This window comes from Diplocloster agilis, from assembly GCF_019042275.1.
Taxonomy (GTDB): domain Bacteria; phylum Bacillota; class Clostridia; order Lachnospirales; family Lachnospiraceae; genus Diplocloster; species Diplocloster agilis.
Genome location: NZ_JAHQCW010000006.1, coordinates 22,330 through 47,601, shown reverse-complemented (window position 1 = coordinate 47,601; position 25,272 = coordinate 22,330). Strand labels below are relative to the sequence as shown.

The following is a 25,272-nucleotide window of genomic DNA, read 5'->3' as shown; positions in this document are numbered from 1 at the left end:
AACAGAAGTCAAATGTCCTGGTCAAGGCGGAAGACAGAGGCGTCCATTCGAAGAGCATCCTCCTCATCGTGGCTGACCATCAGAACCGTCTTGCCGGACAGTTGACGATATAACCAGGAACCAACCACAGACCGGGTGGCTTCGTCCAAACCTTCAAAGGGTTCGTCCAGAAAACAGATCTCAGGATCGGAAAGGACGGCGCGGACGATGGCCACCCGGCGTTTCATTCCTCCGCTGTAATCACGTACCGGCTTATACAGGCTGTCGGTAATGCCTACTTGTGTGAGCGCTTGGGTGATCCGTTCTTTTGGAAGCGCGTGGCTGCAAACCATCCGCACATTGGAGATGGCATTCAGATTCTCACACAGGCGGTATTCCTGGAAAACGGCGCCCATCCGCAGACCGGACAGGCCCAGGATCTCACCCTCATCCGGCTTTTCAAGTCCCATCAAAAGGCGGAGCAGGGTCGTCTTTCCGCAGCCGGAAGGCCCCATGATGCAGGTAGTCTCCCCCTCACGGAACGTATGGTTAAACTGGCGCAGCACTGTCAGATCTCCATATGATTTTGTCACATTTTTCAAAGTGATATCCATAATTGCCTCCTTGTGTGCGGATTGTTTCCTAAACCGTTAACTTCTCTCAATTGCGTGGATCGCCGTGTCCAGCAGTTTCATGAACACTTTTCCAAACAATACGCTGACCAGAATGATGACAAAGGTCCAGGCAAAGAGATCCGGGGTATCGAGATAAATCTTAGCCTGATACAGCATGTCGCCGATGGAGCCATCCGGCATACCGATCACCTCCGCCGCGATCCCGGATTTCCAGCAAAGCCCCAGGGAAACTCCGCACGCGGAGCGAAAATACGGCATGACCTGCGAAAAATAGATGTAACGTATTCTGCGCAAGCCCCGTACCCGGAAGATTTCGGCCATCTCCAGCAGCTGCCGGTCCGTATGATGAATACCTTCCAGCACATTCGTATAAATGATGGGAAGCACCATCAAAAAAGAGATAAATACCGACAATCCCCTGGAAGGAATCCACACCAGGCAGAGGATAATAAAGGAAGCCACGGGAGTCGCTTTTATGACTGCCATCAACGGATGCAGAAGTTCCCGGAACCAGGAAAAGCAAAAAGAAAGCGCGGCAAAAAGCACTCCGGCCAATAGCGCCAGCACAAATCCGCCGACAATCCGTATAAAAGAAAAAGATACCGCATGCCAAAACGCAAGAGTCCGAATCAGTGTTCCAAGACGCAAAAGGACCGAGACAGGAGAAACCAAAAGAATCTCCTGCCCCAGCGCCATGCTTGTCAGCTGCCAGACAACAAGCCAAAAAACGATTGCCCAAACACGGAAACCGGTACCTGCCTTTGCAGCCGTTCCTTTTCGAACCGTGAATCTTTTACCGTCTTTTCGGTTATCTGCTGTAGTAGAACGTCTCATCCGGCAACGCCCCTCCGACCGCCTTCGGATTCTGCTCCAGGAGTACGGCCAGATATCCGCTTAAGGCGTCTTTCATTTCAGTACCTTCCATAAATACGATATTACAAGCCGGAAGCGCTTTCACCGCCACTTCCTCAGGAACGATATTGTAAGAGCCTACCAGCTTGGCAGCGTCCTGCACATTACCATTCACATAATCGATAGAAGTGTGATACTCATCCAAAAAAGTATGAACCAGATCCGGATGCGCCTCTATGAATTCGTTCCTGGCGACAACGACCCCTGTGATGAGAGAACTTTTGACTTCCTGTCCCTCCTGGGCGTTATCCCATTCCTTCGTCAGATCAAGCGCCACCCGGATATCCGGATTTTTTACCTGGGCTGTCGTCACAAAGGGCTGGGGAAGCATGGCGACACCTGCAGGGTCAGCCGCCAGCGCGGCCACGCATTCCGTATGTTCCGATTTATATTCGATCGTCAGATCTTTTGCGGGATCCAGTCCATTCGATTTCAGGATGTAATTAAGGGCATATTCCGGAGTAGCGCCCTTCCCGCTGGCATACAAGGTTTTTCCCTTCAGATCCGCCACAGACCGGACAGTCTCTCCGTTTTCCACGATATAAAGCACGCCCAGCGTATTAACGGCCAGCACGCTGATCTGTCCTTTGGTATTATGATACAGAACGCTGGCCAGATTCGCGGGCACAGCGGCGATATCAAAATCTCCCTGCACGATCTTCGGAGTCATCTCATCCACCGCGCCATGAATCGAAAATTCATATTTGCCGGCGGTAGTTCCCGCGTCTGAATCCGCCATCAGCTTGACCATACCCATAGAAGTAGGGCCCTTTAAAGCGCCCACATGAATGACCGTCTCATCGTCTGTCACTGCCGGAGCCTGCGGGCTTTCCGACGGTTCCGGTGTCTCAGCCGCCGGAGCAGGGCTTTCTTCCGCCGCCGCAGGCGTGGCCGAAACCGCCGGCGCACTGGTGCCGCTATCCTTTGAGCCGCACCCCGAGAGCAGTCCGGCAGTCATACACAGTGTTACCATTACCACGAATATTTTTTTCATAATCTTATCCCTTCTTTCCCACCTAATTTAACAGTATGTTATGAAAAAGTCAAGCGGACCGGCGGATTCAAGGCCCACAACCGGACCGTTCCGGCGGAAAGAAGTTTTACTTTTTAAGAAGATTGTATTATGATAGTAACATCTGAAAAATGACGAGAGGTGATGATGGAATGAAATTGATTTCCTGGAATGTGAATGGAATCCGGGCTTGTGTGCAGAAAGGGTTTCTGGATTTTTTTGGGGACGCGGATGCGGATATTTTCTGTATTCAGGAAAGTAAGGTACAGGAAGGGCAGATCGACCTGAACCTGCCCGGGTATTATCAATATTGGAATTACGCAGTGAAAAAGGGGTATTCCGGGACTGCTATATTTACTAAAAAGGAACCTTTGGCTGTGAGCTATGGAATAGGGATGGAGGAGCACGATCAGGAAGGACGGGTCATAACCTTGGAATTTGATGAATTCTATATGGTGACCGTCTATACGCCGAATTCCCAGGACGGCCTGGCGAGGCTTTCTTACCGGATGCAGTGGGAGGAGGATTTCCTTGGTTATCTGGAGAAGCTGGAGGAGTCAAAGCCGGTGGTGGTGTGCGGTGATATGAATGTGGCCCACCAGGAGATTGACTTGAAGAATCCGAAGACGAATCATAAGAACGCCGGCTTTACCGATGAAGAGCGGGAAAAATTCACCAGGCTTTTGCAGGCGGGCTTTATCGATACCTGGAGGTATTTTCACCCGGATACCCAGGGCGTTTATTCCTGGTGGTCCTATCGCTTTAAGGCCAGGGAGAAAAATGCGGGATGGCGGATCGACTATTTCTGTGTGTCCCAGGGACTAAAAGACCGGCTGCAAGGAGCGGATATACATACGGATGTTTTCGGATCGGACCATTGCCCGATCGAGCTGGACCTGGATGTGTAAGGATGCCAAAGGTTCAGGCGGGACAGGCACAGGATGAAGACTTCATACAGAAAGAAATTCAGAAAGCGGATGATTGGATATGGAACGATTATTTGAGCCCCTTGCGATCCGGGGCCTGGAGATAAAAAACAGAATTTGTATGCCGCCCATGGTATGCTATGGATGGGTGGGGGACGATGGATTGGCGGTTGAGAAAAATGTGGAGCATTACAGGGCGGCGGCCCGGGGTGGCGCCGGTCTGATCATTCAGGAGGCAACCTGTGTGACAAAGGAAGGCAGAATCTGCCGGGACCAGTTGGGAATCTGGGAAGAGGAGCAGATCCCGGGACTTTGCAGGATTACCGAGGCGGTCCACCGGGAGGGATGTCCGATTATCGTCCAGATTCACCATGCCGGGGTGGTAGGGGGAACCACTCAGCACGCGTATTGCCCCAGTGATTTCCGCTGTGTGAAGAACGGGGAAGAAAAGACCGGGTATGAGATGAGCCTGGAAGAGATCCGGCAGATACAGGATGCGTATATACAGGCAGGAAGAAGGGCTTATGAGGCGGGGTACGACGGTGTTGAGCTGCACGGCTGCCATCAGTACCTGATGTGCCAGTTCTTTAACCGCAGGGTGAACCGGCGCAGCGATGAGTACGGCAGGGAACCGGAACGGTTTGCGCTGGAAATTCTCAGGGGAATCCGGGCGTTAACGCCGAAAAGCTTTATCATCGGAATCCGGCTGGGCACCTTCGAACCTGCTCTGGCCGACGGAATCGCTCACGCGAAGGCGCTTGAGGAGGCCGGAATCGATTTTCTGGACATCTCGTATGGTTTTCAGGGAATGGATGAGCCGGAGAAGCCGGAAGACTTTCCGTACCGGGATGTCATATATGGAGCCGCCGAGATAAAAAAACAGGTGCACGTGCCTGTATTCGCGGTATATGGAATACAATCCCCGCAAATGGCAGAAGATATTCTTATGCGCACCGGTGTGGATATGGTGGACATCGGCCGCGGCATCCTGGTGAATCAGAACTGGGCACAGGACGCGCAGGCGGGACGGGATACGGGCAGATGCCTGGACTGTAAAACCTGTATGTGGCGTGTGAATCCGGATAAATGCGCGGGACGGGTTCTGCTGAACCGCAGAAGAGAGGGTTAACAGATCCGGACCGGCAGATCAGGAAGAGGAACTATATGCAGACAAACATAATGCAGACAAACATAATGCAGACAAACAAGAAAAAGCGGGCGGGAAAAGTGATTAAGTGGATCATTATCATTGTAATCTTATATGTGGCGGCAGGAGCGCTGGTGCCATTTATGTTTCATCCGAAAGTGAAGGCGGATGCGCAGAAGGAATTGGATATTTCAAGATTTTACGGACAGGATTCGCCGGGAATAGACCGGGCTGTGGTTGTGGAGACCAGCCAGGAAGCGCTGGATGCCAGAATACTGATGATAAATGAGGCAAAGGAGACGATCGCCCTTTCGACATTTGATATCCGGCCGGGCGGCAGCTGCGACGATATTTTTGCCGCGCTTCTTGACGCGGCGGACCGAGGAGTCAAGGTAAGGGTACTGGTAGACGGCCTGTACGGCATGATTCATATGAAAAAGCTTCCGATGTTCTACGCGGCCGGCAGCCACCCGAATTTGGAGATCCGGTTTTATAATAAGCCCAACCTTCTGATGCCCTGGACGATTAACGGCAGGCTCCATGATAAACTGATCCTTGTGGACGATAAGCTTCTGATGGCGGGCGGCAGAAATACATTCGATTATTTTCTTGGCAATTATACGGATAAAAATCTAAGCTATGACAGGGACGTGCTGGTCTATAATACAAAGAGCGGCAGTGAAGAGGGAACGGACAGCGTCGTTGCCCAGGCGTTATCGTATTATGAAGGAGTCTGGAATCTGGGCGTATGCAAAACGGAATATGCCCGTGTGCCGGGGCGGCGCGCGGATGAGGTGAAGGCGGAGGAAGAACGTCTTTGCAACCATTATCAGGAGCTTCAGAAGAACCGGCCCGAGCTGTTTGACGGACCATTGGATTATGAAAGCTTTACGCTGCCCACCGATAAGATCACGCTGATTCATAATCCGACTCATATCTACTCCAAACAGCCCTATGTCTGGTATCAGCTGCAGCAGCTGATGCTGCAGGCGAAGGAGAGGGCCTATGTGCAGACCCCCTATGTGGCATTCAGCAAGGATATGTATGCGGGGATGACAGAGGTGGGAGAGCGGCTTGAGCGGTTTGACATGCAGATCAATAATCCGGCGGTGGGGGATAATCTGATGGCCGGATCGGATTATCTTTTCCAGAAGAAAAAAGTGATAAAAACGGGCGTGCAGATCTATGAATTCCAGGGTGATCATTCCTCTCACGGTAAATCGATGCTGATCGATGAGGATATTTCCCTGATCGGGTCTTATAATCTGGATATGCGCAGCACCTACATCGATACGGAAACCATGCTGGTGATCGACGGGGAGGAATTCCAGGATCAGCTGGAGGCGAAGATCATGGCTATGCACGCGCAAAGCCTGGCGGTGAATCCGGACGGCACTTATGCCCCGAATCCGGACGTGCCCGTGGCGCAGGCGCCGAAAAAGAAGGCGGCGATGTTTCGGATTACTCCCTATCTGTTCCAATTGATCCGTTATTTAATTTAAAGGAATCCGTTATTTTCTTATAAATGCGAAAAATGTATAAAAATGTTAAAATTTTACATAATCTTAAGGGAATTTTAAGTTTCTTAGGGTTGTGTATCCACCGAGCTTTGTGATAATATTAACATGCCGATTCATAAATTATAAGAGAGGGGGAACTCAAATATGAATCTAAAGACATTTCAGGGATATTTAAACAGCCGTGGGTATAAGATATTAGATAAAATTGCTTATGGTGTAGAAAATGATTATCCCACAGCAGTTCAGTTTAACGCCAATAAGCAGTGGAAAGTCATTATGTCCGCTCCGGTAACCGAGTGGAAAGCTCTGGTTAAGGATTTGAAATCAGAACTGGGCAAGAAGTATTACTTTATGTACGAAAACGGACATCTGTGTTTTACCTTGGTATTAAAAGATGCGGATTACCAGCAGGCCTTCCAGGGAGCTGTGAACGCGGTAACGGAAGCTTTGAGAAGGCGCAGTGTGGCGCCGTCCAAAAATTGTCCGGTCTGCGGAAATTCCGGCTGTGACATTCTGGTTGCCTATAAAGGCGGCTATGAAGCGGCTCATAGGAGCTGTATGGAACAGGTCGTGTCCCATGTTAAGAACAAGGCGCAGAAGAGCGTCAGTGAGGGAAATTATTTTACCGGAATTATCGGTGGTATCCTGGGTGCAATCGTCGGTGTGCTTCCTTCCTTTTTAAGCGTGGTGCTGGTTGAGAAGATATACGCGCTCCTGTTTGCGCTGATTCCGCTGTGCATTTATTATGGATATAAGCTGCTGAAGGGTAAAATGAATAAAGTAGTGATCGTTTTGACGGTCATTTTATCTGTTTTAAGCGTCTATATGATTGAGATGCTGCTTCTGGCTTATTATATAGTAGCAGAAGGGTTCCTTATATCGGAGGCGATACAGATCGTATGGGCGTCCCTGTTAGAACCCAGCGTTTGGACTGCTATGACGATGGACGCACTCACATCCTTCCTCTTTGTTGCGCTTGGTATCTGGATTGCCTGGGGAAGAATCTCCAGAACAGCCGGAACCGAAGTGAAAACGATGGATCAGGTTATGGCGACAGTCACTCCTTATGGTACGACGGATGGATTTTCGGATTATGCGGCATTTACCAGCGAGGACCGTGGAGAAAAAGATCCGGCGGATGGTGTATCGCTATAAAGAGTACATATGAATGAAATATCGGGTTGCTGCAGCGGTTTTTTTGCAGCAGCCCTATTATTTTGCTATGAGCACTTAGCGGCTCGAAAGAAAAAATAAATAAGTAAGACAGATTATTAATAATAAACAAGCGATGGTCTGCCGGTTAACGAAACGCATCTACCGGAAAAGAATCAGCAAGGAACAAAATACACAGCCAAGTCTGTTCAAAAACTACGATATACCCGTCCCTCCTCTGTACAGGCAAGGAGGGGGAGTCAGGCTTCAACAGAGATTTATTAATAATAATTAACATGGATTTTATTAATAACAGAATAGTACAGGGCTTCTGTTCTTGACGGCGGTTCATTTTATGTTACAATCAAGAAAAACGATGATAAGAGAGGGTGATAGACTTGAGAGAGTCGATGGAGTTGAAGGAATATTTGAAGGGAAGACCGGACTGCGCCTGTAACAGAGCCCATGGCACAGATCTGATGGAACTGGAAATCGGAAGCGGGGCGATTCAAAAGCTGCCCGGGATTCTAAAAAAATACAACTATAAAAAGCTGCTGGTGGTGGCGGATGTAAATACATGGGAAGCGGCCGGCTCTTATACCGCGTCGGTTCTCGAAACCGCGGGTTTTACCGTGGACACTTTTGTCTATCAGGATACGGCTCTGGTTCCGGAGGAGCGGGCGATCGGCCGGCTTACGGTGGCGGCGGACCCGGGCTTTGACGCAGTCGTCGGGGTCGGAAGCGGTACCCTGAATGATCTTTGTAAATATATCAGCTATAAAATGGGACTGGACTATTTCGTGGTGGGATCGGCTCCTTCCATGGATGGATTTTCCTCCAATGTGGCGGCTATGATTACGAATCAGTTAAAGACTACATACGAGGTTCATACGCCCAAAGGCGTAATCGGGGATGTGGACGTTCTGCGCACCGCGCCCATGCCGATGATCGCGGCGGGCGTCGGGGATATTCTGGGCAAATATGTCTGTTTAACGGACTGGAAGATTTCCCACCTGCTTCAGGGAGAGTATTACTGCGGTTATGTGGAAGAGATGGTGCTAAATTCCATTCGGGTCATTATGGAAAACGCGGATCTGGTTCGTGAACGGGAGCCGAAGGCAGTGGAAGCGGTTATGAACGGATTGACCCTGTCCGGCATCGCGATCAGTTATGTGGGGAATTCCCGCCCGGCATCGGGAAGCGAGCATCATTTATCCCATTACTGGGAGATGATGTTCTTATTTCAGAACCGTCCGGCCGTGCTCCATGGGACCAAAGTGGGAATCGGTACCATCAGCGCGCTGAAACTCTACGAGATGCTGGCGGATACGCCCATAGATTTTGAAAAGGCCCGGGCGAAGGCGCGAAGCTTTGATCTGGAAAATTGGAAAGAAAAGATCCGAAAGGCGTATGGACCGGCGGCCGGGGAAGTGATCCGCCTGGAAGAACGGGTGCACAAGAACGATCCGCAGGTGGTCCTCAGCAGGATCGGCCAGATGGAAGCGAATTGGGACGAGGTATTAAAATTGATCCGTGCCCTGCCGAAGGCGGAAGAGATCAGCGCGGTTTTAAAGGGGATCGGCGCGCCCGTCACACCGGCGGAGATCGGTGTGGACGCATCCATGGTAAAAAATAGTGTGCTGTATGCCAAGGAACTGAGAAACCGGTTCGGACTTCTGCAGATCCTGTTTGACCTGGGCTTGAATGAGGAATTTGCAGACCGCCTGACGGCAGAATTCGGGATGTGAGGTTTTTTATGTTAAAAGAAAAGAAATTGTTTTTATTTGATATTGACGGAACCATAGCGGTGGGGGATGAACTGCTCCCCGGCACCAGGGAGCTGCTGGAGCATATCACCGGCATCGGGGGGAAGGCCCTTTATATTACCAACAATTCCACCAAAAGCCGGAAGGATTATGTGAAAAAGTTCAAGAAGTGGGACCTGGCAGTTCCGGAAGAACACTTTGTGACCGCTGCCTATGCGGCGTGTCTCTATCTGAAAGAACGCTACGACGGAAAAAAGTTGTTTGTACTGGGGACACGTTCTTTTGTGCAGGAGCTAAAAGGCTGGGGACTGCGGGTCACGGAAGAGGCAGAGCCGGATACGGAATGTGTGGTAGTGGGATATGATAATGAACTGACCTATGAAAAACTGGAAAAGGCCTGTGAGCTTTTATTCCGGGAGAAGATAGATTATGTAGCCACAAACCCGGATCTGTGCTGCCCGGCTCCTTTTGGTTTCATACCGGACTGCGGCGCTATCTGTAACATGCTGTATGACGCGGCCGGAAGGCGGCCCGAATATATCGGTAAGCCGAACCGGAAAATCGTGGATATCTGTCTGAAGCAGACCGGTTTCACAAGCGCGGAAACACTGGTGGTGGGCGACCGGCTCTACACCGATATTGCCTGTGGAATCGAGGCGGGGGTGGAAACCTGCGTGCTTCTGACCGGGGAAGCAAAACAGGAAGATTTGGCGGATACTCCTTATAAGCCTACCTACTGTTTTGAAAATGTAGAACAGCTATACCGGGCGGTTATCCTGTGATGCTGCCGTACAAAATAACAGAAAGCCGCTTAAAACAAAAGAATGTGCCGTGAGGCACATTCTTTTGTACACTTTATGAGGGGGGAGATAGTGAGTGTGTAATCAACTATCTAAATACATTATAACTGCAAAGTATGTTCAAATTGTGTCGAAAATCTTAAAGAATCTGAAAACATCTTAAGTTATTCCAAAATCCTTATAAAAATTTCCGAATATAACCCATGAATCCTCCTCCAGCCAGATGTGATATTACAGGAAAAAACAGGGTCATGCGACAAAAAGTTTCACGGCCTTAAGCCTTTGGTAGATCCATAAGGTTAACGCAGCGTACAGCAGAGTAAATACGGCGGTAACGGCCAAAGGGTTCTGGAACAGGATGGCGGCCGCGATTGGAACCAGAGTAGTCAAAAAGCCAAGCAGCATAGAGACGAGTACGGCGGTTCCGCGTTTGACTACCGCGTATTCGCTTTCCCAGTCATAAAGCGGGAACTTTAAATTGATCATAAGGCCCGCGACGGAGATAAAAAATGTATATACAACGGGCAATGCGAACAGGAGCAGGGTGTTCAAAAGTCCGGTTTTTAACCCCAGAGCCAGCAGGAGGCTGCTGACCAGTACGCAGGGCAAGAATAGGATTAAGTTTACAGCGATTTTCGAAACAAAGACCGTTATGGTCTCAACCGGCGCAGAATAAATAATCCAGCGGTTCTTACCCTCCAGAGAGATGGAACTGTTGGTCGTGGGGGAGAGCCCGATAAAAAACAGCGGAATTAACGGCGCCAGTGAACGGAACCACTGACCGGCTCCGGGCAGGTTGAGCAAGTCTTCCAGCTGACTCGGATCAAAGAAGACCAGAGCAATGGAAAGCGCCAGAAGAAGCAAAACGCCCATGACGGTATTCAGCACATAAATGGAACAAGAGAAATATCGGCGGAGTTCTTTGGAAAACAGCGCCCGGAACGGTGTGGACACCCGAAGTTCTTTTAACTGATAACCGCCCCTGGTGTGTACCGCCCCAAGCAGTGTGTTCAGTCTGGTATAAAAAAGAGACAGGACAGCCAGCAGCAGAAGCGCTCCTGCGATGGATAGCAGAGTAAACAGCCCGAAATCCGCCCAGGAGGAACTGACGACGGCTTTGGACACCAGAGAAGCGGGCGGATAGTAGTGATTTACCGCGTCACCGGCGGCTTTTCCCAGTGCCGTTATATCCCGGGAATCCCACTGGGACGTCTGCATACTGCCGGCCAGAAACAAAAAGATGAGAGTCAGGCTTAACAAAATGGTTACCAGGTTCCGGTGCCGGAAGCGCAGCGATACGGCAGTGATCAGGATACAGAGCAGTGTAGCTGCAGCCAACGGCAGCAGCGGCGCCAGAAACAGCAGGAAAAACAGCATGACCCAACTGGAAAAAGAGAGCTCCGCAGCGCTGCCGTAAACAATCCCGGCGGGTACTAAAGCGACCAGGTTAAAGAGCAGATTCATTCCATAGACACTGGCCATCCGGCTTAGAACCACGGTAAAACTGGTGACCGGCAGCGACATGATCATATCATAGTCATGAAATCCGAATAAAATGCCGTTTCCTTTTAGAAAAGTAGTGACCAGGGTAATCATAGCGGAAATCAAAATCATCATGGAAGGCAGTAAATCTTCCAGACCCAGATACACGTACCCGTATGCGGCTCCGGCGCTGTAGCCGGCCAACAGCAGAGCCAGCAGCACACCGCCAATGAACAAAAGGAGCATCCGCCTTTTCTCCCTGGAAGTGCCGGAATGGATCAGGCGGTTGATACCAAACTGCTGGAGCAGCTGTATTTTAAAGAGCAGAGCGCATTTACGCATCATGATCCACCACCTCCAGAAATACCTCTTCCAGGCTGCTGTCTCCGCGGACATCCTGTGTGTTACCGCTGGCGATCAGTTTTCCGTTCTTTATGATGGCGATCTTGTTACAGAGCTTTTCGGCTACCTCCAATACATGGGTGGAGAAAAAGATGGCGCTGCCTTTTCCGCAGAGCTCATGCATCATATTTTTCAGATCGAAGGATGCCTTGGGGTCCAGGCCGACAAAAGGTTCATCCAGGACAAGCAGCCTGGGCTGATGCAAAAAGGCGGATATAATGGCGGTTTTCTGCTTCATCCCATGGGAGTAGGAGGAGATCAGATCACCCAGATTCGGGGTCAGTTCCAGCAAATCCCCGTAATGCCGGATCCGTTCTTCCCGTTCCTGCCTTGGCACCTGAAAAATATCCCCGATAAAATTCAGATACTGAATTCCGGTTAAATGCTCATACAAATCGGGATTATCTGGTATATAAGCGGTCATGGATTTACATTGGACAGAGTCTTTTTTGACAGAATGTCCGCAGATGAAGATTTCGCCCTGATCAAAATCCATAACCCCTGTAACCGCACGGATCGTAGTGGTCTTCCCGGCGCCGTTGTGTCCGATGAATCCGTAGATATCTCCGGCCTGTACGGTCAGGCTCAAATCATCAACCGCTTTCTTTTCCTTATTATATGTCTTGGTTAAATGCCGGATTGTGAGTATATCAGCAGCCAATATCAGTACCTCCTTTGAAGACTAGGGTTTCAGAGTTCCTTCGGCGGCGTGAGGATCACGCCGAATGAGTGCATTTTCCGGTCCGGTGTGGACGGATTTTGAAGCAGCGGCGTCAGAATCTCGCCAATTTTGGTTAAGGCGTCTTTGATTTCCTCCGGGGAAGCGTAGCAGGGACATACGGTAAAGCTGAACGGCTCCTTCTCCGGATCGATCTTCCCGCGCCTGGAATAGTCTTTGAATTCCTGTAAAAACGCCATCATATACTGCGTAAACATCTGCAGCAGTGTGGCGCTGGGATTTTTCTCGAACAATTTCTTCCCGACGGAGTCGAAGTCAAAAGCGATCCCGTACACCTTTTCCGTCACGCCACGAATTTTATTTTCCTCAACGACCTCGATCAATCCGTCTGTTAACATGCGGTTCAAGTGACGGTACAGGGTAGCCTGTGGAATATCGGGTAAAGCGGCGGATAATTCCTTTGTGGTCATTTTTTGGCGCGTATAAATTTCCAGCAGCAGTTTACTTTTTACCGGGTTGACAAATGCATCCATTAATTTTTCAATCAATCAGCATCCTCCTTCCATAGGTTTCTCATTTGTTAAACAAAATAACATCTCGTATCCTAATCCGTTAATTACGGATATAAAATATTATCAAATGATAATATTATTAATGTGATAATATTATCATAAATGAGAATAAATAGCAAGCAGTATTTTTGATTGACAATGATTTCCGGTAGGATAAAATCCTATTGCGAGGGACATGGTCTGGACCACTGCGGCCAATGTGCGGAATTTCCGTGTGATATGCTGAGTCAAATGGGAAAGGACCAGGGCTTTGATCCCACGATCAAAATTGAGCAATTAAGAAAATGGAATCAGGAGTAATGCATAACACGGGAGTAAAGCACGCGCTTGACAGAAAAAAACCGGATGTTATAATGAATGTTAGGTTAACATTACGGAGGCGATATCTTGAAAAACAGAGTGAGGCAGCTAAGAGAGGAACACGGCTGGACACAGGAACAGCTGGGACGAATGGTAGGGACATCCAGACAGGCGATCCATGCGGTCGAATCGGAAAAATTTGAACCATCGATCTGGCTGGCCCACGATATATCCCAAGTGTTTCAATGTCCGATTGAAGAAGTATTTCTCTTTGAACAAAGTGAAAGAAAATCAAGAGCGACAAGCAGCAGAAGGGCGTACGAGTGGCAGACAGAAAGCTGCTCATAGCGATAAACATCATCCGTGGAGACCGCACAGCGGCGGAAAGGAACCAACTCTATGAAAAAGACACAGGAACTGGTATTACTCTATAATTTCCAAAATACCGAAAAAGCAAGAAAATTAAAAGCAGTACTGATCCAAATGGGAATCCGAATCAAAAATGTAGAAAAAGGAGCCTATCTGGAGCCCATAGGCAGTCTATGCGGCATAGAAGGAATCGAAAAGACCGACAAACAATACGAAGGCGAAGGATTCCCGGAGGAAATGCTGGTCATGAAAGGCATGTCCGGCGGCAGGGTCGACACCCTCTTGACTCTCCTGCGCAAAAACAAAGTAGAAAAAATCCAATTAAAAGCCATACTCACCGAAACAAACCAGCAGTGGAACTCTCTGGAATTATATGAAGAGCTGAAAAAAGAACATGAAGCGATGAGCAAGCAATAGAGTAAATTTTTCCCGGCAACGGAAACAACAGCCGATCCTGCAGCTCTGCGGAGCAACAGGGGTTCTTCCTCGGGCTTGGGCATGCCCGCTGCTCAGGGCTGGGATGCTCCGGACTGCCGGGTTCAGGAACCGAGCCTATTCACCGGGGGCCGTCGCACGAACTTAGCGCACTTCCTGGGGACTTCATATGCCGCTGCTTACGGCTTGGAACCGCGGGCGGTATGGTATAACGGGGATGCTCCGGGCAGCCAGGTTCTTTTGTATCTCCCTGGGGGCGCAGAGGGCTTGCGCTGGAATACGCTAAGTGAAATCGAAAAGCCGGGTTCAGGAACCGAGCCTATTCACCAGGAACACGTGATGTGTTCCCGGTTCAGAGGCTCTTGCCCGTCGGACGTGAAGTCCGCCGTGCATCCTGAATCCGGCTTTCCGATTTCACTAAGCGTATTCGCAGCCGCCCTATGCGTCCCCAAGGAGATACAAAAGAACCTGGCTGCCCGGAGCATCCCCGTTATACCATACCGCCCGCGGTTCCAAGCCGTAAGCAGCGGCATACGCCCCCCAGGAAGTGCGCTAAGTTCGTGCGGCGGCCCCGGTGAATAGGCTCGGTTCCTGAACCCGGCAGTCCGGAGCATCCCGGCCCTGGCAGCGGGCACACCCAAACCCGAGGAAGAACCGCAACAGGTCCTGCGTGGTTGCAGCAAAGTAAAATCCAAAAGCCGGACAGGACAAGAGCCCAGTCACCAGGAAACGTATGACACGTTTTCACGGTGACTAGGCTCTTACTCATCGGACTTGGAGGCCAGCACCAAAGCAGGCGGGAAACGGGGCGGGGGCAGGCGCGGTGTATGGAGGAAAAAACATTGGGGGCGGGCTTAGAGCTATGGGCATGGCCGGGAAAGAACCCCCGTTTTTCGGAGCATGTTTGAGCGAAGCGAGTTTGCGTAGAAAAATGTAATAAGGGGTTCTTTCCCGGCCATGCCCATAGCTCTTAGCCCGTCCCCACGTTTTTTCCCTCCATACACCGCGCCTGCCCCCGCCCCGTTTCCCGCCGGCCCCCTCCAAAAATAACAAAAATCCCCCGGATTCTTACAAGTCCGGCGGTTTTCCCCATCCTCAAAAACCGCTAGGATAGGAGGTATAAAAAAGAGAGGATGATTAAAATGCTGGAATTGAATCATTTAAGCAAGACATATCAAACGGGGAATCAAGCCTATCCCGTGCTGAAAGATATTTCCCTGCGGGTGGAGAAAGGAGAATTCACCGCTGTTATGGGGCCGTCGGGAAGCGGGAAGACCACATTATTAAACTGTGTCTCCTGCTTTATCCCTTTTGATGAAGGAGAAATACATCTGGGAGACACCGTAATGAAAAATCTTACGGAGAAAGAACTGGCCTTTGTGAGAAACAACAGGCTGGGGTTTGTGTTTCAGGATTATATGCTGTTTGACGGACTGACGGTTTTTGAAAATATCTGTGTGCCTCAGATTATCCGGGGAGGCCAGATCCCTCAGATGGAGACACGGGCAAAGGAACTGTGCCGGTTGTTTGGGATTCATCACATTGCAGAAAAATATCCGGTGGATATCTCAGGCGGGGAAAAGCAGAGGACTGCTGTGGCCCGGGCGCTGATGAACGATCCGGATCTGATACTGGCTGATGAACCTACCGGAAATCTGGACAGCAAATCCTGCCGCACAGTAATCGATTCCTTTCTGAAAGCCAAGGAGGAGCTGAACGCTACGATTTTAATGGTAACCCATGACAGCTTTGCCGCCAGCTTCTGCGACCGGGTGATTGTATTAAAAGACGGCCGGATCTTTCAAGAAGTGGTGAAAATGGGAAGCAGACAGGAGTTCTTTGACGAATTGCTGGATCTGCTGCGGGAACTGGGAGGCGGAGAAAATGACGGCGAATAAACTGTATGCAAAATTACGGTACTATAACCGGAAAAATTATCTCATGTTGTTTTTGTGTACCGTACTGTCCGTTATGCTCATTACCTCCTACGCGTTGATCTACTTAAGCCCTACGGTGCAGAATGTGCTGCCGGCCGGAGGGGACAGCAGAAAACAAGCGGTAATGATATTTGCGGTGGCGATTGTCGGATGCGCAATCTTTTCCACATATGCCTCCTCTTTGTTCCTGAAATATAAGAGCAGAGAGATCGGGATTCTGATGGCTTTGGGGGACCGAAAGGGACAGCTGAAGAAAATGCTGTTCTCGGAAATTATGCTGGTGGCCGCTGCTGCCTGCGCTGCGGGACTGGTCTTAAGCTTCCCGCTTTCCTATGGCATATGGCGGATATTTCAGCTGCTGATTGTAGATACCAGGGAAATGGGCTATCAGGTGCAGGGCGCCGGACTTTTATTCGGAGTTGGATTTTCCGCTGTGCTGGTTCTTTGTATTTTTTTGCTGGCGGTCCGGTTTATCAACCGGACGAATGTTATGGACATCATCTATGAGCAGAGAAAATCAGAGCCAATCCGGGATGTGGGAAAATGGACCGGGGTGACCGGAGTTATTCTTCTCATTTTGGGCTTGGTTCTCGGTTATCTGGTGCCTGTGGCGGTGTTTAAGTTGTTTCATTTCTATATGCCGTCCGTCTGGAATGTGGTATATTTGCTTTCGGCAGCCGGCATTTACCAGATGATGACCTTTCTGGCCGTACATTCCAGGCGTGGAAATCACCCGCGTAAATACTACCGGAACCTGATTTCCACCAGTATGATGCGATTCCTGGGACGCCAGACAGTCCGTAACATGTGCGTTATTATCTTGCTCACCGGAGGGGCTTTGTTTGCCGCTTTTTATCTCCCGGTAACGATCATGGGGGTGAAGGAAAATGTACGGAATAATCCGGTGGATTATCTGTTCACTTATCCGTCCGGACAGATTCAGTTCAGGGAATCCGAGATAGAAGCGCTGGCTGATGCGCATCAAATTAAAATAAAAGGTTATCAGGAACTGCCGTCCCTGAATCTTCAGGTCGATGGCTATGAATGGGTATACCAAAAAAGCGGTAAGGTGGATATGATTTACCATGATGTGGCCGGGACGAGTACTTTTTTTAATGCAGAGGACCTGTCTGTACTATTAAAAAAAACAATTGAAGTAAAACCGGGCGAATACAGGATGATTGCAAGCGTTCCGACTACACAGGCGGACGACGGGCTGCCGACCCTTATTACCGATCCGGTTACCGGGGAACAGAATCCTGTACAATATGTGGGGACGGTAGAATTCGCTGGAAGATTTTTTAATACCCCGGAAGGCATTAACACCTGCTATGTGCTGAGCCCGGAAGACTTTGCGCGGTATGACAATCATTTAAAGGGGGCGGACCGCAATGTCACTGTGGCCTTCGGGGTTGAGCATTGGGAGGAGAGCTATGCGTTCGCAAAAAATCTGAAGGATGAGATGATCAACCGGTATCCGGGCGAGACCGTGAAGGATCTCATGGACAGACCCATAGAACTTTCCCCGGATAATCCGGAGCTTAGCAGGAGCTGGGCGTATTATCCGCTCTTTAAGCCCTTGCAGAGTCAGGATTATATGAAAAACATGGCCGTATTTTTCATGCTGTTTGCCTATATTGCAATCATATGCTTTACGGCTGTGGGCATCATTGCCTATACGCGGGGAGTCACCATAGCGGTTAACCAAAAACATGTGTTCGTAGATCTTGAGCGTCTGGGCGCCGACAGCCGATATGTGGACCGGTGCATGAAGAACCAGCTGCGCAGGATTTTTATCTATCCCTATCTTACAGGCAGTATAGCCGCGCTGGGATTTATCATGATGATCTTATACACCAACGACGGCCGGATCAGCATAGCGGAAGCTAAGGCGACAGGCATTAATCTGATTATCATGGCCGGGCTTGGGGTATACCTGTTCCTGGTATATGCGGGAACTTGTAAAAAATTCCGCGCGGTTATCAGGGAATCCTGATATAATAGAAAGAAATCCGGGCAATAGCATAGTGACCGGAAGGGAAGGAGTGCCGGACCGATAGAATAACCGATATAGATCGGAAACCGGACCTATACGGGAACTGGTGCAGAAAGGATAAGTTATGGTGGTTATCGGAATTTGTGATGATGAAAAACAGCAGCGCGGTCAATTACAAAAGACCATAGGGACTTATCTGCAGCTGGCAGGAGAAGAGTACGAGATCCGGATGTATCAGGAGGCGGAACAGTTACTGAAGGATATAAAAAAAGACCGCAACTGCCTGGATATCCTGTTCCTGGACATTGAGCTGGGAGGTATGAACGGCGTGGAGGCTGCCCGCGTATTAAGAAGATATACGAGGGATCTGATTCTGGTATTCATTACCGGATATGAGGATTATGTGTTCAATGGATACGAAGTGGGCGCTTTGAATTATATTATGAAACCCTACCGGCAGGAGAAGATCAAAGAGGTATTAAGAGAAGCCCTGCTTCGTCTGGATAAGTGCAAAGATCATTACCTCACCGTTCAAAACGGCACGCAGATATGCCGGTTTCATACCAAAGACATCCTATATCTGACCAGCGATCTCAGAAAAATAACGATTTTTACACGGGATGCAGCGTTTGAATTTTATGGTAAATTAAGCGATCTGGAACAAAAGCTGCCTTCCACCTTTGTAAGAACCCATCAGAGATATCTGGTAAACTTACCGGAAGTGGAGCGGATAGATAACAAATGCGCGGTGATTCATGGCAAAGCGGTTCCGGTCAGCAAAAGCAGATATCAGGAAGTGGCAGGCAAATTTGCCAGAATGATGCTGGAAATGTAAAGATCCATGAGAAAAAACAAAGAGCTGCAGGAGGTTTGAAATCTTGAAAATTCTTTACCCGTTCATGTATCTGATGCAATTTATATTATCCTTCTGGAACGCCATCTATCTATACAGAATCATGGGTCAGTTTGTGGATTACAGAAATGGCAGTCTGTTCAAGGCTGCCATTATCCTGGGCTGCTGCGCTATGTCCAATATGCCCATTGATCTGCTGGACCCGGTTAATAGCCTGGGTATATTCTGCCTGTTCATGGGACTGATGCTCGTGTGCAGCAACAGCCGTCTGATCAACAAGGTTTCCGTTATTCTCTTACTGTTCCCTATCATACTGGGCATGAACTTTATCACCGGTCGCCTCGTTTGGAAGATCATCGACCTGACCGGAAGCGGTTTGGAACATGTGATCTGGCTGAGAAATATTTTTTCCCTGATCAAAATCGGTATCTGGTATCTCATCAGCCGTAATCTGGCCGGCCGCCTGAAATCCATAAAAAAGTACGTAGACACCAAAACCTGGCTCCTGGCAGACACTATTTGCCTGCTGGCCCTTTTGTCTATGCTGGTTGCTATCATCAAACCACCCAGCACAAATATACTGCAGGAGTACCGGGAGATCACAACCGGATACGACCTGTTTGGGACTTATCTCATCGTCATGGCGGGTATCTTTACCAATCTTGGCGTGATACTTCTATTTGATCCGCTGATTGAAAATGTGAAAATGAAGATGGATCATCAGGCTTCCCGAATCCGGGAAGAATATTATCATTCCCTGGAAAAGCAGCAGGATCAAATACGGAAAATCCGGCATGAAATGAATCATCACTTCCAGATGCTGTACACCTGTCTGGAACAGCAAAATCCGAAGGAGGCGAAACAATATCTGGAAACTCTTCTGGAACAGACCCAATCTACATGCGGGAGAAAATTCTGCCAGAACCAGGTGCTGAATGCCATACTCAATGATCGTTACGGCAAATTGCTGGAAAACCAGGTAGACACCCATTTTAATATATCCATCGATACCCATCTGGGCATCGACGTCATGGATCTGGGAATTCTATTTGCGAATGCGCTGGATAACGCCCTGGAAGCCTCTTTGAAAATTACGGAAACTAATAGGCGCAAAGTGGTCCTGCAAACCCGCTGTGAAAACGGCATGTTCAGTTTCCGCTTGAATAACCGCAAGAACAATGAGATATACGCCTCCAAAGGCAGAATCCTGACGGACAAACCAGATAAAAGAAATCATGGTTACGGACTAGAAACGATGCAGGAACTGGTAGATAAATATCACGGAACTCTTGAAATTAGTTATACAGACGATGAGTTTACCCTTTTCTTTTATATTCGAACGCTATAGGTTCCCGGCCGGTAATGGAAGCCAAAGATTGTATTCTGAAGCCAAAGGTGATAGAATAGACGAATAAAGGATAGTTGAATAGGAAGCCTAATTGCGCATGGAAAGAATTCGATTACGAATAGAAGGGTATACGGATGACAGAGTTGAGCGGCAGACACATACATAATATTGTACGCAGGGCATTGAATCGGGTGGATGACAGACTGGTGGACCATGGGGAGCGGGTGGCGTATCTTGTGATGCACATGCTGTTAGAAGAGGGGAGCTGCGACGCCAGAACCATCCGGAACGTATCTTTCGTGGCGCTGCTGCATGATATCGGAGCGTACAAGACAGAAGAAATTGACAATATGCTTCGGTTTGAGATTGAGCAGTCCTGGAATCATTCGATCTATGGATATTTATTTTTGAAATATCTTTCTCCCTTTCGTTCCTATGCGCCGGTGGTGTTGTTTCACCACACGCCCTATGTGGAACTGGAGGCTATGAACGTCCCCTTAAAAGAGCTGGCGGAGTGTGTCAGTTTGGCGGACCGGGTGGATGTCTTTATGGAGCAGGGGGCCGGGGAGCATGTGCTGGAGGTTATGGAGGCATACAGAGGAACGAAATTTTCCCCTAAATGGCTGGATCTTTTAAAACAGGCGGAACAAAAAAAGGGGATTCTGGAAAAGCTTTCCGGCAGCCTGTTTATGGATAAAGTCTATGAGGCGCAGGAGAAGGTACCTTTAAGTAAAGAAGAAATCGACGTCTTTCTGAAAATGATAATCTTTGCCATAGATTTCAGAAGCCGGTATACGGTGATACATACCATCACAACGACCAGTATCAGCAGACAGTTGGCGGTCCTGTTCGGTTTTGATGAGGAGAAAACCGATAAGGTGCGGCAGGGGGCTTTGCTGCATGATCTTGGAAAGATCGGCATACCGGTGGAAATCCTTGAATTTCCCGGGAAATTAAGCCCCCAGGCGATGAAAATCATGAGGACCCATGTGGATATCACCGAGGAGATCATGGGGGGCGAGATCGAGGAAGAGATTACCAGGATAGCCCTGCGCCATCATGAGAAACTGGATGGGTCCGGCTACCCCAGAGGGCTTCGTGACGAAGATATGACGATGGGAGAGAAGATCGTGGCCATTGCGGACATTGTCAGCGCGCTGACCGGAGAGAGAAGCTATAAAGTGGCCTTTGATAAAAAGAAAACGGTTCGGATATTACGGGAGATGAAGGAAGAGAACCTGCTTTGTCCTTACTGCGTGGAAATGATGATCAGCCATTTTGATGAAATCATGCGGCAGGTGGGGAAAACCGGAAATCATATACTGAATATCTACAATATTATGCAGCTGGAATATGAGGAGCTGGCAAGACAGTATGCATATAAGGGAAGGGATACCAATGAAACATAAATACCAGACGAGCAGGCTCATATCCATATTGTACCGGCAGGGATGCCGATTTTTTGACCGTGAGCTTTCCGGGACGATGGTTGGTTATGGACAGCAGCTGTTTTTAATCCTGATTTATGAAAATCAGGGAATCAGCGTTCTGGATCTGGCTAAAACCGGACAATTCGATAAGGGCACCGTGACCAAGGCCATACAAAAACTGGAAGAACAGGGATTGATCCGATGGGAACCGGACGCCAAGGACCGGCGGATTCACCATGTATTTACCACGGAGGAGGCGGAGCCGATCATCGAAGAGGTCTATCGCAAGCGGCATAAATGGAACAGTATCCTGGTGCGCAATATGTCAAAAGAGGAGGCCGCCGCCGTAGATAAATTGTTATTGCGTATGACAGAGAACGCATTTGATTATATCAATCACGGAAATCAGGATGAGAGTACGTTGACAAGCGCTGATGAATCTGATATACTGTGAAAAATTAAGAAAAGAAAGGTTGGTTTTGATGTCGGTATTGTCTGTAGAGGTAAAAGACAACTAAATCGTTGTAACAGGTATTCGATGCCAGCGGCCTGAGGCCGTTTGTTTTGGTACCCTGTTTGCTGCCCTTACAGACTTCTGTCAGTATAGAAAACCAATATGCGATAAAGGATATGTAGCGGGGATATTCATGCCCCGTTTTTTTATGCCATAGGAAATCCTCCTATGGTATAGATAAGCGGTCATCAATTTGAGCTGTACCGCCTTATCCGCTATCCCGCAGATGCATTTCGACTGAAAGTCGTAGGTGCAGCTGCGGGATTTTTTTATCCGCTAATCGATGAAGACAGCGGATCAGAAATTTGGAGGTAACTATGAATCAAAATGAACAGATATTAGAATTTCATAAAATACGGGAGATGCTGTGTGATATGGCAGTGAGTGAAGAGGCGAAGGAAAAACTAAAGCAGCTGTCCCCGTTTCATAAGGAAAGAAAATGCATAGAGCAGCTGGAGGAGACCACCCAAGCCAGGCGGATCTATGATACGTATGGTCTTCCGCCGGTCTGTACGATGAAGAATTTGGAAAACATCATGGAATTATGCCGGGCCGGGGCTATGCTGCTGCCGGAACAGCTAAGTGAGGTGGCAGGATTTATCACCGGCTGCAGACGGATGAAACAATATCTAAAAAAAGGGAGAGACTTAGAACCTGGTATGGCCTCTTATGGAGAAGGGATTTATGATCTGACAGATTTGTGCGAGGAGATCCACCGTGCGGTCCGCTATGATGAAGTAAACGAAAACGCATCGCCTGATCTGCGCGCAGTCAGCCGGAACATCGAACAGGTACAAAGCCGGATTCAGGAGAAATTAGGCCAGATGCTTAAAAGGAACCGGCAGTGGTTTTCGGGGGATACTCCGGTCCAACGGAATCAGATCTATGTCCTGCCGGTTAAAAAAGAATATAAAAATCAAGTCAGCGGTTCTGTGATAGAAGTCTCGGGCAGTAAGGGGACCTGCTTTATAGAACCCTCGTCAACGGCCAGGCTGCGGGAAGAGTTATCCTGTCTGAGGATCGAAAAAGAAGATGAGATCCGCAGGATCCTTTATGAGCTTACCGGATACGTGGAGGCAAAAGGGAAGGAACTCCGGTTCAACATGGAAATGATGCAGAAGCTGGATATCATCTTTGCAAAAGCAAAGTTAAGCGCCCAGATGGACGCCATACCGCCTGTACTTACTACAGAACGCAGAATTCGGATCTTCAGCGGACGGCATCCGCTGATACCGAAGGATCAATGCGTGCCGTTAGATTTTAAACTGGGTGATGAGTATGACGGGGTGGTGATTACCGGGCCGAATACCGGCGGCAAGACCGTAGCCCTTAAGACCGTTGGTCTCTTATGTATGATGGCCCAGTGCGGCCTGCATGTACCGGCCGGCGACGGTACATGCCTGTGTATGAACAGCCAGTATCTGTGTGACATTGGCGACGGACAAAGTATATCGGAAAATTTATCTACTTTTTCCGCCCATATGACCAAGGTAATTGATATTCTGAATCGGGTCAATGAAGAGAGCTTGGTTCTGCTGGATGAGTTGGGTTCCGGGACAGATCCGGCGGAAGGCATGGGGATCGCGGTCGCGGTTCTGGAGGAACTTAAGAAACGGGGATGCCTCTTCCTGGTGACGACGCACTATCCGGAAGTGAAAATTTACGCGGAGAAGACAGGAGGCATACAAAATGCCCGAATGGCGTTTGACCGGGACACGTTAAGCCCCTTATACCGGATGGAACAGGGGGTAGCCGGAGAGAGCTGCGCGCTCTATATCGCCGGCAGACTGGGTATGCCCCCGGGATTGCTGAAAAAAGCGGAGCAGGCAGCTTACGGATTGGAATCGGAACAGGTTCCGGTGAAAATCTGGGAACAGAAGAAACCAGAGCCGCCGGGTGAAATTGTCCGGTTTAAGGGCCCAAAGATTCAGCCGATACAGGAAAAGCCGTCCCCTAAGAATCTGCCCCAAAATACTTTTCAAGTGGGAGACAGTGTATGCATTTACCCGCAGAAAGACACCGGGATTGTATATAAACCGGCGGATGAGATGGGAGAAGTGATTGTTCAGGTCAAAGGGCAGAAGCGGAAGGTGCCGTACAAGAGATTGAAACTGCTGGTTCCCGCCTCTGAATTATATCCCGATGATTATGATTTCTCCATTATATTTGATACGGTAGCGAACAGAAAGGCCAGGCATAAAATGGGGAAAGGGCATCAGCCGGGACTGGAAATTCAGTATGACGAATAATATGATCAGGAGGAAACAGCAAGGTCTTTGACCATAAAGAGATCTGCGTGGGGATTGTTATTATACCGCGGTATTTCCCGGAATCCATACTTACGGTAAAGAACTTCGGCACCGGAGCCGGACCGGATGGTATCCAGGTACATGCTGTGGTAGCCGCAATCCTGCGCATAGGAAAGGGCTGTGGTTAAGAGAAGAGAACCATAGCCTTTTCCGTGGAATGTCTGGCGCAGATACAGTATTTTCAATTCGCAGCTGCGGGAACAAGCGGAACCGGTTTTTTTATCCGTTAAGGTTAGGGGACGGACGGCTACGGTTCCGACCAGTTCGCCGCGTTCAAACAGACACCAGCATCTGCCTTCCGAAAAAGTTTCCGCCAGACGAGTAAGCGAAGCATGCCGGCCGGCGGGTTCAAATACCCGGCCGGATTCCGGCAGGCATTGTGTGAAAAAAGTATTGGCCAGAGGCTGGTCGTTTTCCTGAAAGACGCGCAGATCCATTGTAGAATCATCCTTTCGCATGCACTTGTATTTAAATAAAGTGTAGCTGTATTCGGATAAAAAGGCAATTATAAAATATTTCTAAAATGTCCGGCAGTTATTGCAAATAGCATAATAAATATATATAATAATCTTATTAGAATCAGGTTATCTCATTTGGCAGTTCTGCCCGTTTTCCCTGAAGCTTTAAGAAGAAAAAATATGTTATGAGTCCCGAGATTTTACTTGTAATAGTTACTATTTAAAGACTATAATAAAGAAAGTATAAGCTTAGTATGTCGGCGGTGCATAAGAAATTCCGAATGAATATGCGATAATAAGGTTGGTTTCGGTTTTTTTGTTCTGCTTATGAGAAAATCA

22 protein-coding genes are annotated in these 25,272 nt (G+C 48.8%); 15 read left to right on the top strand and 7 right to left on the bottom strand.

Annotation, left to right across the window (positions count from 1 at the left end; all coding sequences use genetic code 11):
* Positions 1–8 precede the first annotated feature (8 nt).
* Genes KTH89_RS05275 through KTH89_RS05265 form a run of 3 tightly spaced genes read right to left on the bottom strand, consistent with a single transcriptional unit; the run spans position 9 to position 2,520 of the window.
* On the bottom strand, positions 9–593 hold the full coding sequence (locus KTH89_RS05275) for an ATP-binding cassette domain-containing protein (RefSeq protein ID WP_238720941.1): 585 nt from the start codon (positions 591–593) through the stop codon (positions 9–11).
* Positions 594–629: 36 nt separating this feature from the next.
* Positions 630–1,448, bottom strand: a complete 819-nt coding sequence (locus tag KTH89_RS05270) for an ABC transporter permease (RefSeq protein ID WP_330655126.1) — start codon at positions 1,446–1,448, stop codon at positions 630–632.
* A complete protein-coding gene (locus KTH89_RS05265; protein WP_238720940.1) occupies positions 1,423–2,520 on the bottom strand; it encodes an ABC transporter substrate-binding protein in 1,098 nt (365 codons plus the stop codon). Before KTH89_RS05265 ends, KTH89_RS05270 begins: the two co-directional genes overlap by 26 nt.
* A gap of 170 nt (positions 2,521–2,690) precedes the next feature.
* On the opposite strand from KTH89_RS05265, the gene KTH89_RS05260 reads away from it, so the two are divergent.
* The 6 genes from KTH89_RS05260 (at position 2,691) to KTH89_RS05235 (ending at position 9,831) form a co-directional block, all read left to right on the top strand.
* Entirely contained in the window at positions 2,691–3,446 is a 756-nt protein-coding gene (locus KTH89_RS05260) for an exodeoxyribonuclease III (protein WP_158342740.1), read from the top strand.
* 79 nt (positions 3,447–3,525) lie between these two features.
* Positions 3,526–4,593, top strand: a complete 1,068-nt coding sequence (locus KTH89_RS05255) for an NADH:flavin oxidoreductase (RefSeq protein WP_238720939.1) — start codon at positions 3,526–3,528, stop codon at positions 4,591–4,593.
* Positions 4,594–4,628: 35 nt separating this feature from the next.
* A complete protein-coding gene (locus tag KTH89_RS05250; RefSeq protein WP_238720938.1) occupies positions 4,629–6,113 on the top strand; it encodes a phospholipase D-like domain-containing protein in 1,485 nt (494 codons plus the stop codon).
* 162 nt (positions 6,114–6,275) lie between these two features.
* Positions 6,276–7,286, top strand: a complete 1,011-nt coding sequence (locus tag KTH89_RS05245; RefSeq protein ID WP_238720937.1) for a hypothetical protein — start codon at positions 6,276–6,278, stop codon at positions 7,284–7,286.
* Positions 7,287–7,681: 395 nt separating this feature from the next.
* Positions 7,682–9,031: a sn-glycerol-1-phosphate dehydrogenase gene (locus KTH89_RS05240; RefSeq protein ID WP_238720936.1), complete on the top strand. Its 1,350-nt coding sequence runs from the start codon at positions 7,682–7,684 to the stop codon at positions 9,029–9,031.
* 8 nt (positions 9,032–9,039) lie between these two features.
* Positions 9,040–9,831, top strand: coding sequence for an HAD-IIA family hydrolase (locus KTH89_RS05235; protein WP_238720935.1), 792 nt, complete (start codon positions 9,040–9,042; stop codon positions 9,829–9,831).
* Positions 9,832–10,098: 267 nt separating this feature from the next.
* On the opposite strand, the gene KTH89_RS05230 is transcribed toward KTH89_RS05235, so the two are convergent.
* Genes KTH89_RS05230 through KTH89_RS05220 form a run of 3 tightly spaced genes read right to left on the bottom strand, consistent with a single transcriptional unit; the run spans position 10,099 to position 12,960 of the window.
* Positions 10,099–11,676 (bottom strand): hypothetical protein, encoded by a 1,578-nt coding sequence (locus KTH89_RS05230; RefSeq protein ID WP_238720934.1) that lies wholly within the window; start codon positions 11,674–11,676, stop codon positions 10,099–10,101.
* On the bottom strand, positions 11,666–12,382 hold the full coding sequence (locus KTH89_RS05225; protein ID WP_238721024.1) for an ABC transporter ATP-binding protein: 717 nt from the start codon (positions 12,380–12,382) through the stop codon (positions 11,666–11,668). The genes KTH89_RS05230 and KTH89_RS05225 overlap by 11 nt, the downstream gene beginning before the upstream one ends.
* Positions 12,383–12,423: 41 nt before the next feature.
* Entirely contained in the window at positions 12,424–12,960 is a 537-nt protein-coding gene (locus KTH89_RS05220; protein ID WP_238720933.1) for a helix-turn-helix domain-containing protein, read from the bottom strand.
* Between the two features lie 411 nt (positions 12,961–13,371).
* Between KTH89_RS05220 and KTH89_RS05215 the strand changes: the two genes are divergently transcribed.
* The 9 genes from KTH89_RS05215 to KTH89_RS05175 all read left to right on the top strand — a co-directional run bounded on the left by KTH89_RS05215 (position 13,372) and on the right by KTH89_RS05175 (position 24,415).
* Positions 13,372–13,632 (top strand): helix-turn-helix transcriptional regulator, encoded by a 261-nt coding sequence (locus tag KTH89_RS05215; RefSeq protein ID WP_158342735.1) that lies wholly within the window; start codon positions 13,372–13,374, stop codon positions 13,630–13,632.
* Positions 13,633–13,683: 51 nt separating this feature from the next.
* Positions 13,684–14,070: a DUF3783 domain-containing protein gene (locus tag KTH89_RS05210; RefSeq protein ID WP_238720932.1), complete on the top strand. Its 387-nt coding sequence runs from the start codon at positions 13,684–13,686 to the stop codon at positions 14,068–14,070.
* 1,160 nt (positions 14,071–15,230) lie between these two features.
* A complete protein-coding gene (locus tag KTH89_RS05205; RefSeq protein ID WP_238720931.1) occupies positions 15,231–15,986 on the top strand; it encodes an ABC transporter ATP-binding protein in 756 nt (251 codons plus the stop codon).
* Positions 15,973–18,021 carry an FtsX-like permease family protein gene (locus KTH89_RS05200; protein WP_238720930.1) on the top strand — a complete coding sequence of 683 codons (2,049 nt, stop codon included), beginning with the start codon at positions 15,973–15,975 and terminating at the stop codon, positions 18,019–18,021. Before KTH89_RS05205 ends, KTH89_RS05200 begins: the two co-directional genes overlap by 14 nt.
* Before the next feature lie 124 nt (positions 18,022–18,145).
* The gene (locus KTH89_RS05195; protein WP_238720929.1) at positions 18,146–18,856 is read left to right on the top strand and encodes a LytR/AlgR family response regulator transcription factor; all 711 of its coding nucleotides are present in this window, start codon (positions 18,146–18,148) and stop codon (positions 18,854–18,856) included.
* 43 nt (positions 18,857–18,899) lie between these two features.
* Entirely contained in the window at positions 18,900–20,222 is a 1,323-nt protein-coding gene (locus tag KTH89_RS05190) for a sensor histidine kinase (RefSeq protein WP_238720928.1), read from the top strand.
* Between the two features lie 134 nt (positions 20,223–20,356).
* Positions 20,357–21,631 (top strand): HD domain-containing phosphohydrolase, encoded by a 1,275-nt coding sequence (locus KTH89_RS05185; RefSeq protein WP_238720927.1) that lies wholly within the window; start codon positions 20,357–20,359, stop codon positions 21,629–21,631.
* The gene (locus tag KTH89_RS05180) at positions 21,621–22,106 is read left to right on the top strand and encodes a MarR family winged helix-turn-helix transcriptional regulator (RefSeq protein ID WP_158342729.1); all 486 of its coding nucleotides are present in this window, start codon (positions 21,621–21,623) and stop codon (positions 22,104–22,106) included. The genes KTH89_RS05185 and KTH89_RS05180 overlap by 11 nt, the downstream gene beginning before the upstream one ends.
* 377 nt (positions 22,107–22,483) lie before the next feature.
* Complete coding sequence (locus tag KTH89_RS05175; protein WP_238720926.1) at positions 22,484–24,415, top strand: endonuclease MutS2; 1,932 nt, start codon at positions 22,484–22,486, stop codon at positions 24,413–24,415.
* A gap of 5 nt (positions 24,416–24,420) precedes the next feature.
* Here the strand turns inward: KTH89_RS05175 and KTH89_RS05170 are convergent, their stop codons facing one another.
* Complete coding sequence (locus KTH89_RS05170) at positions 24,421–24,912, bottom strand: GNAT family N-acetyltransferase (RefSeq protein ID WP_238720925.1); 492 nt, start codon at positions 24,910–24,912, stop codon at positions 24,421–24,423.
* Positions 24,913–25,272: the final 360 nt, after the last annotated feature.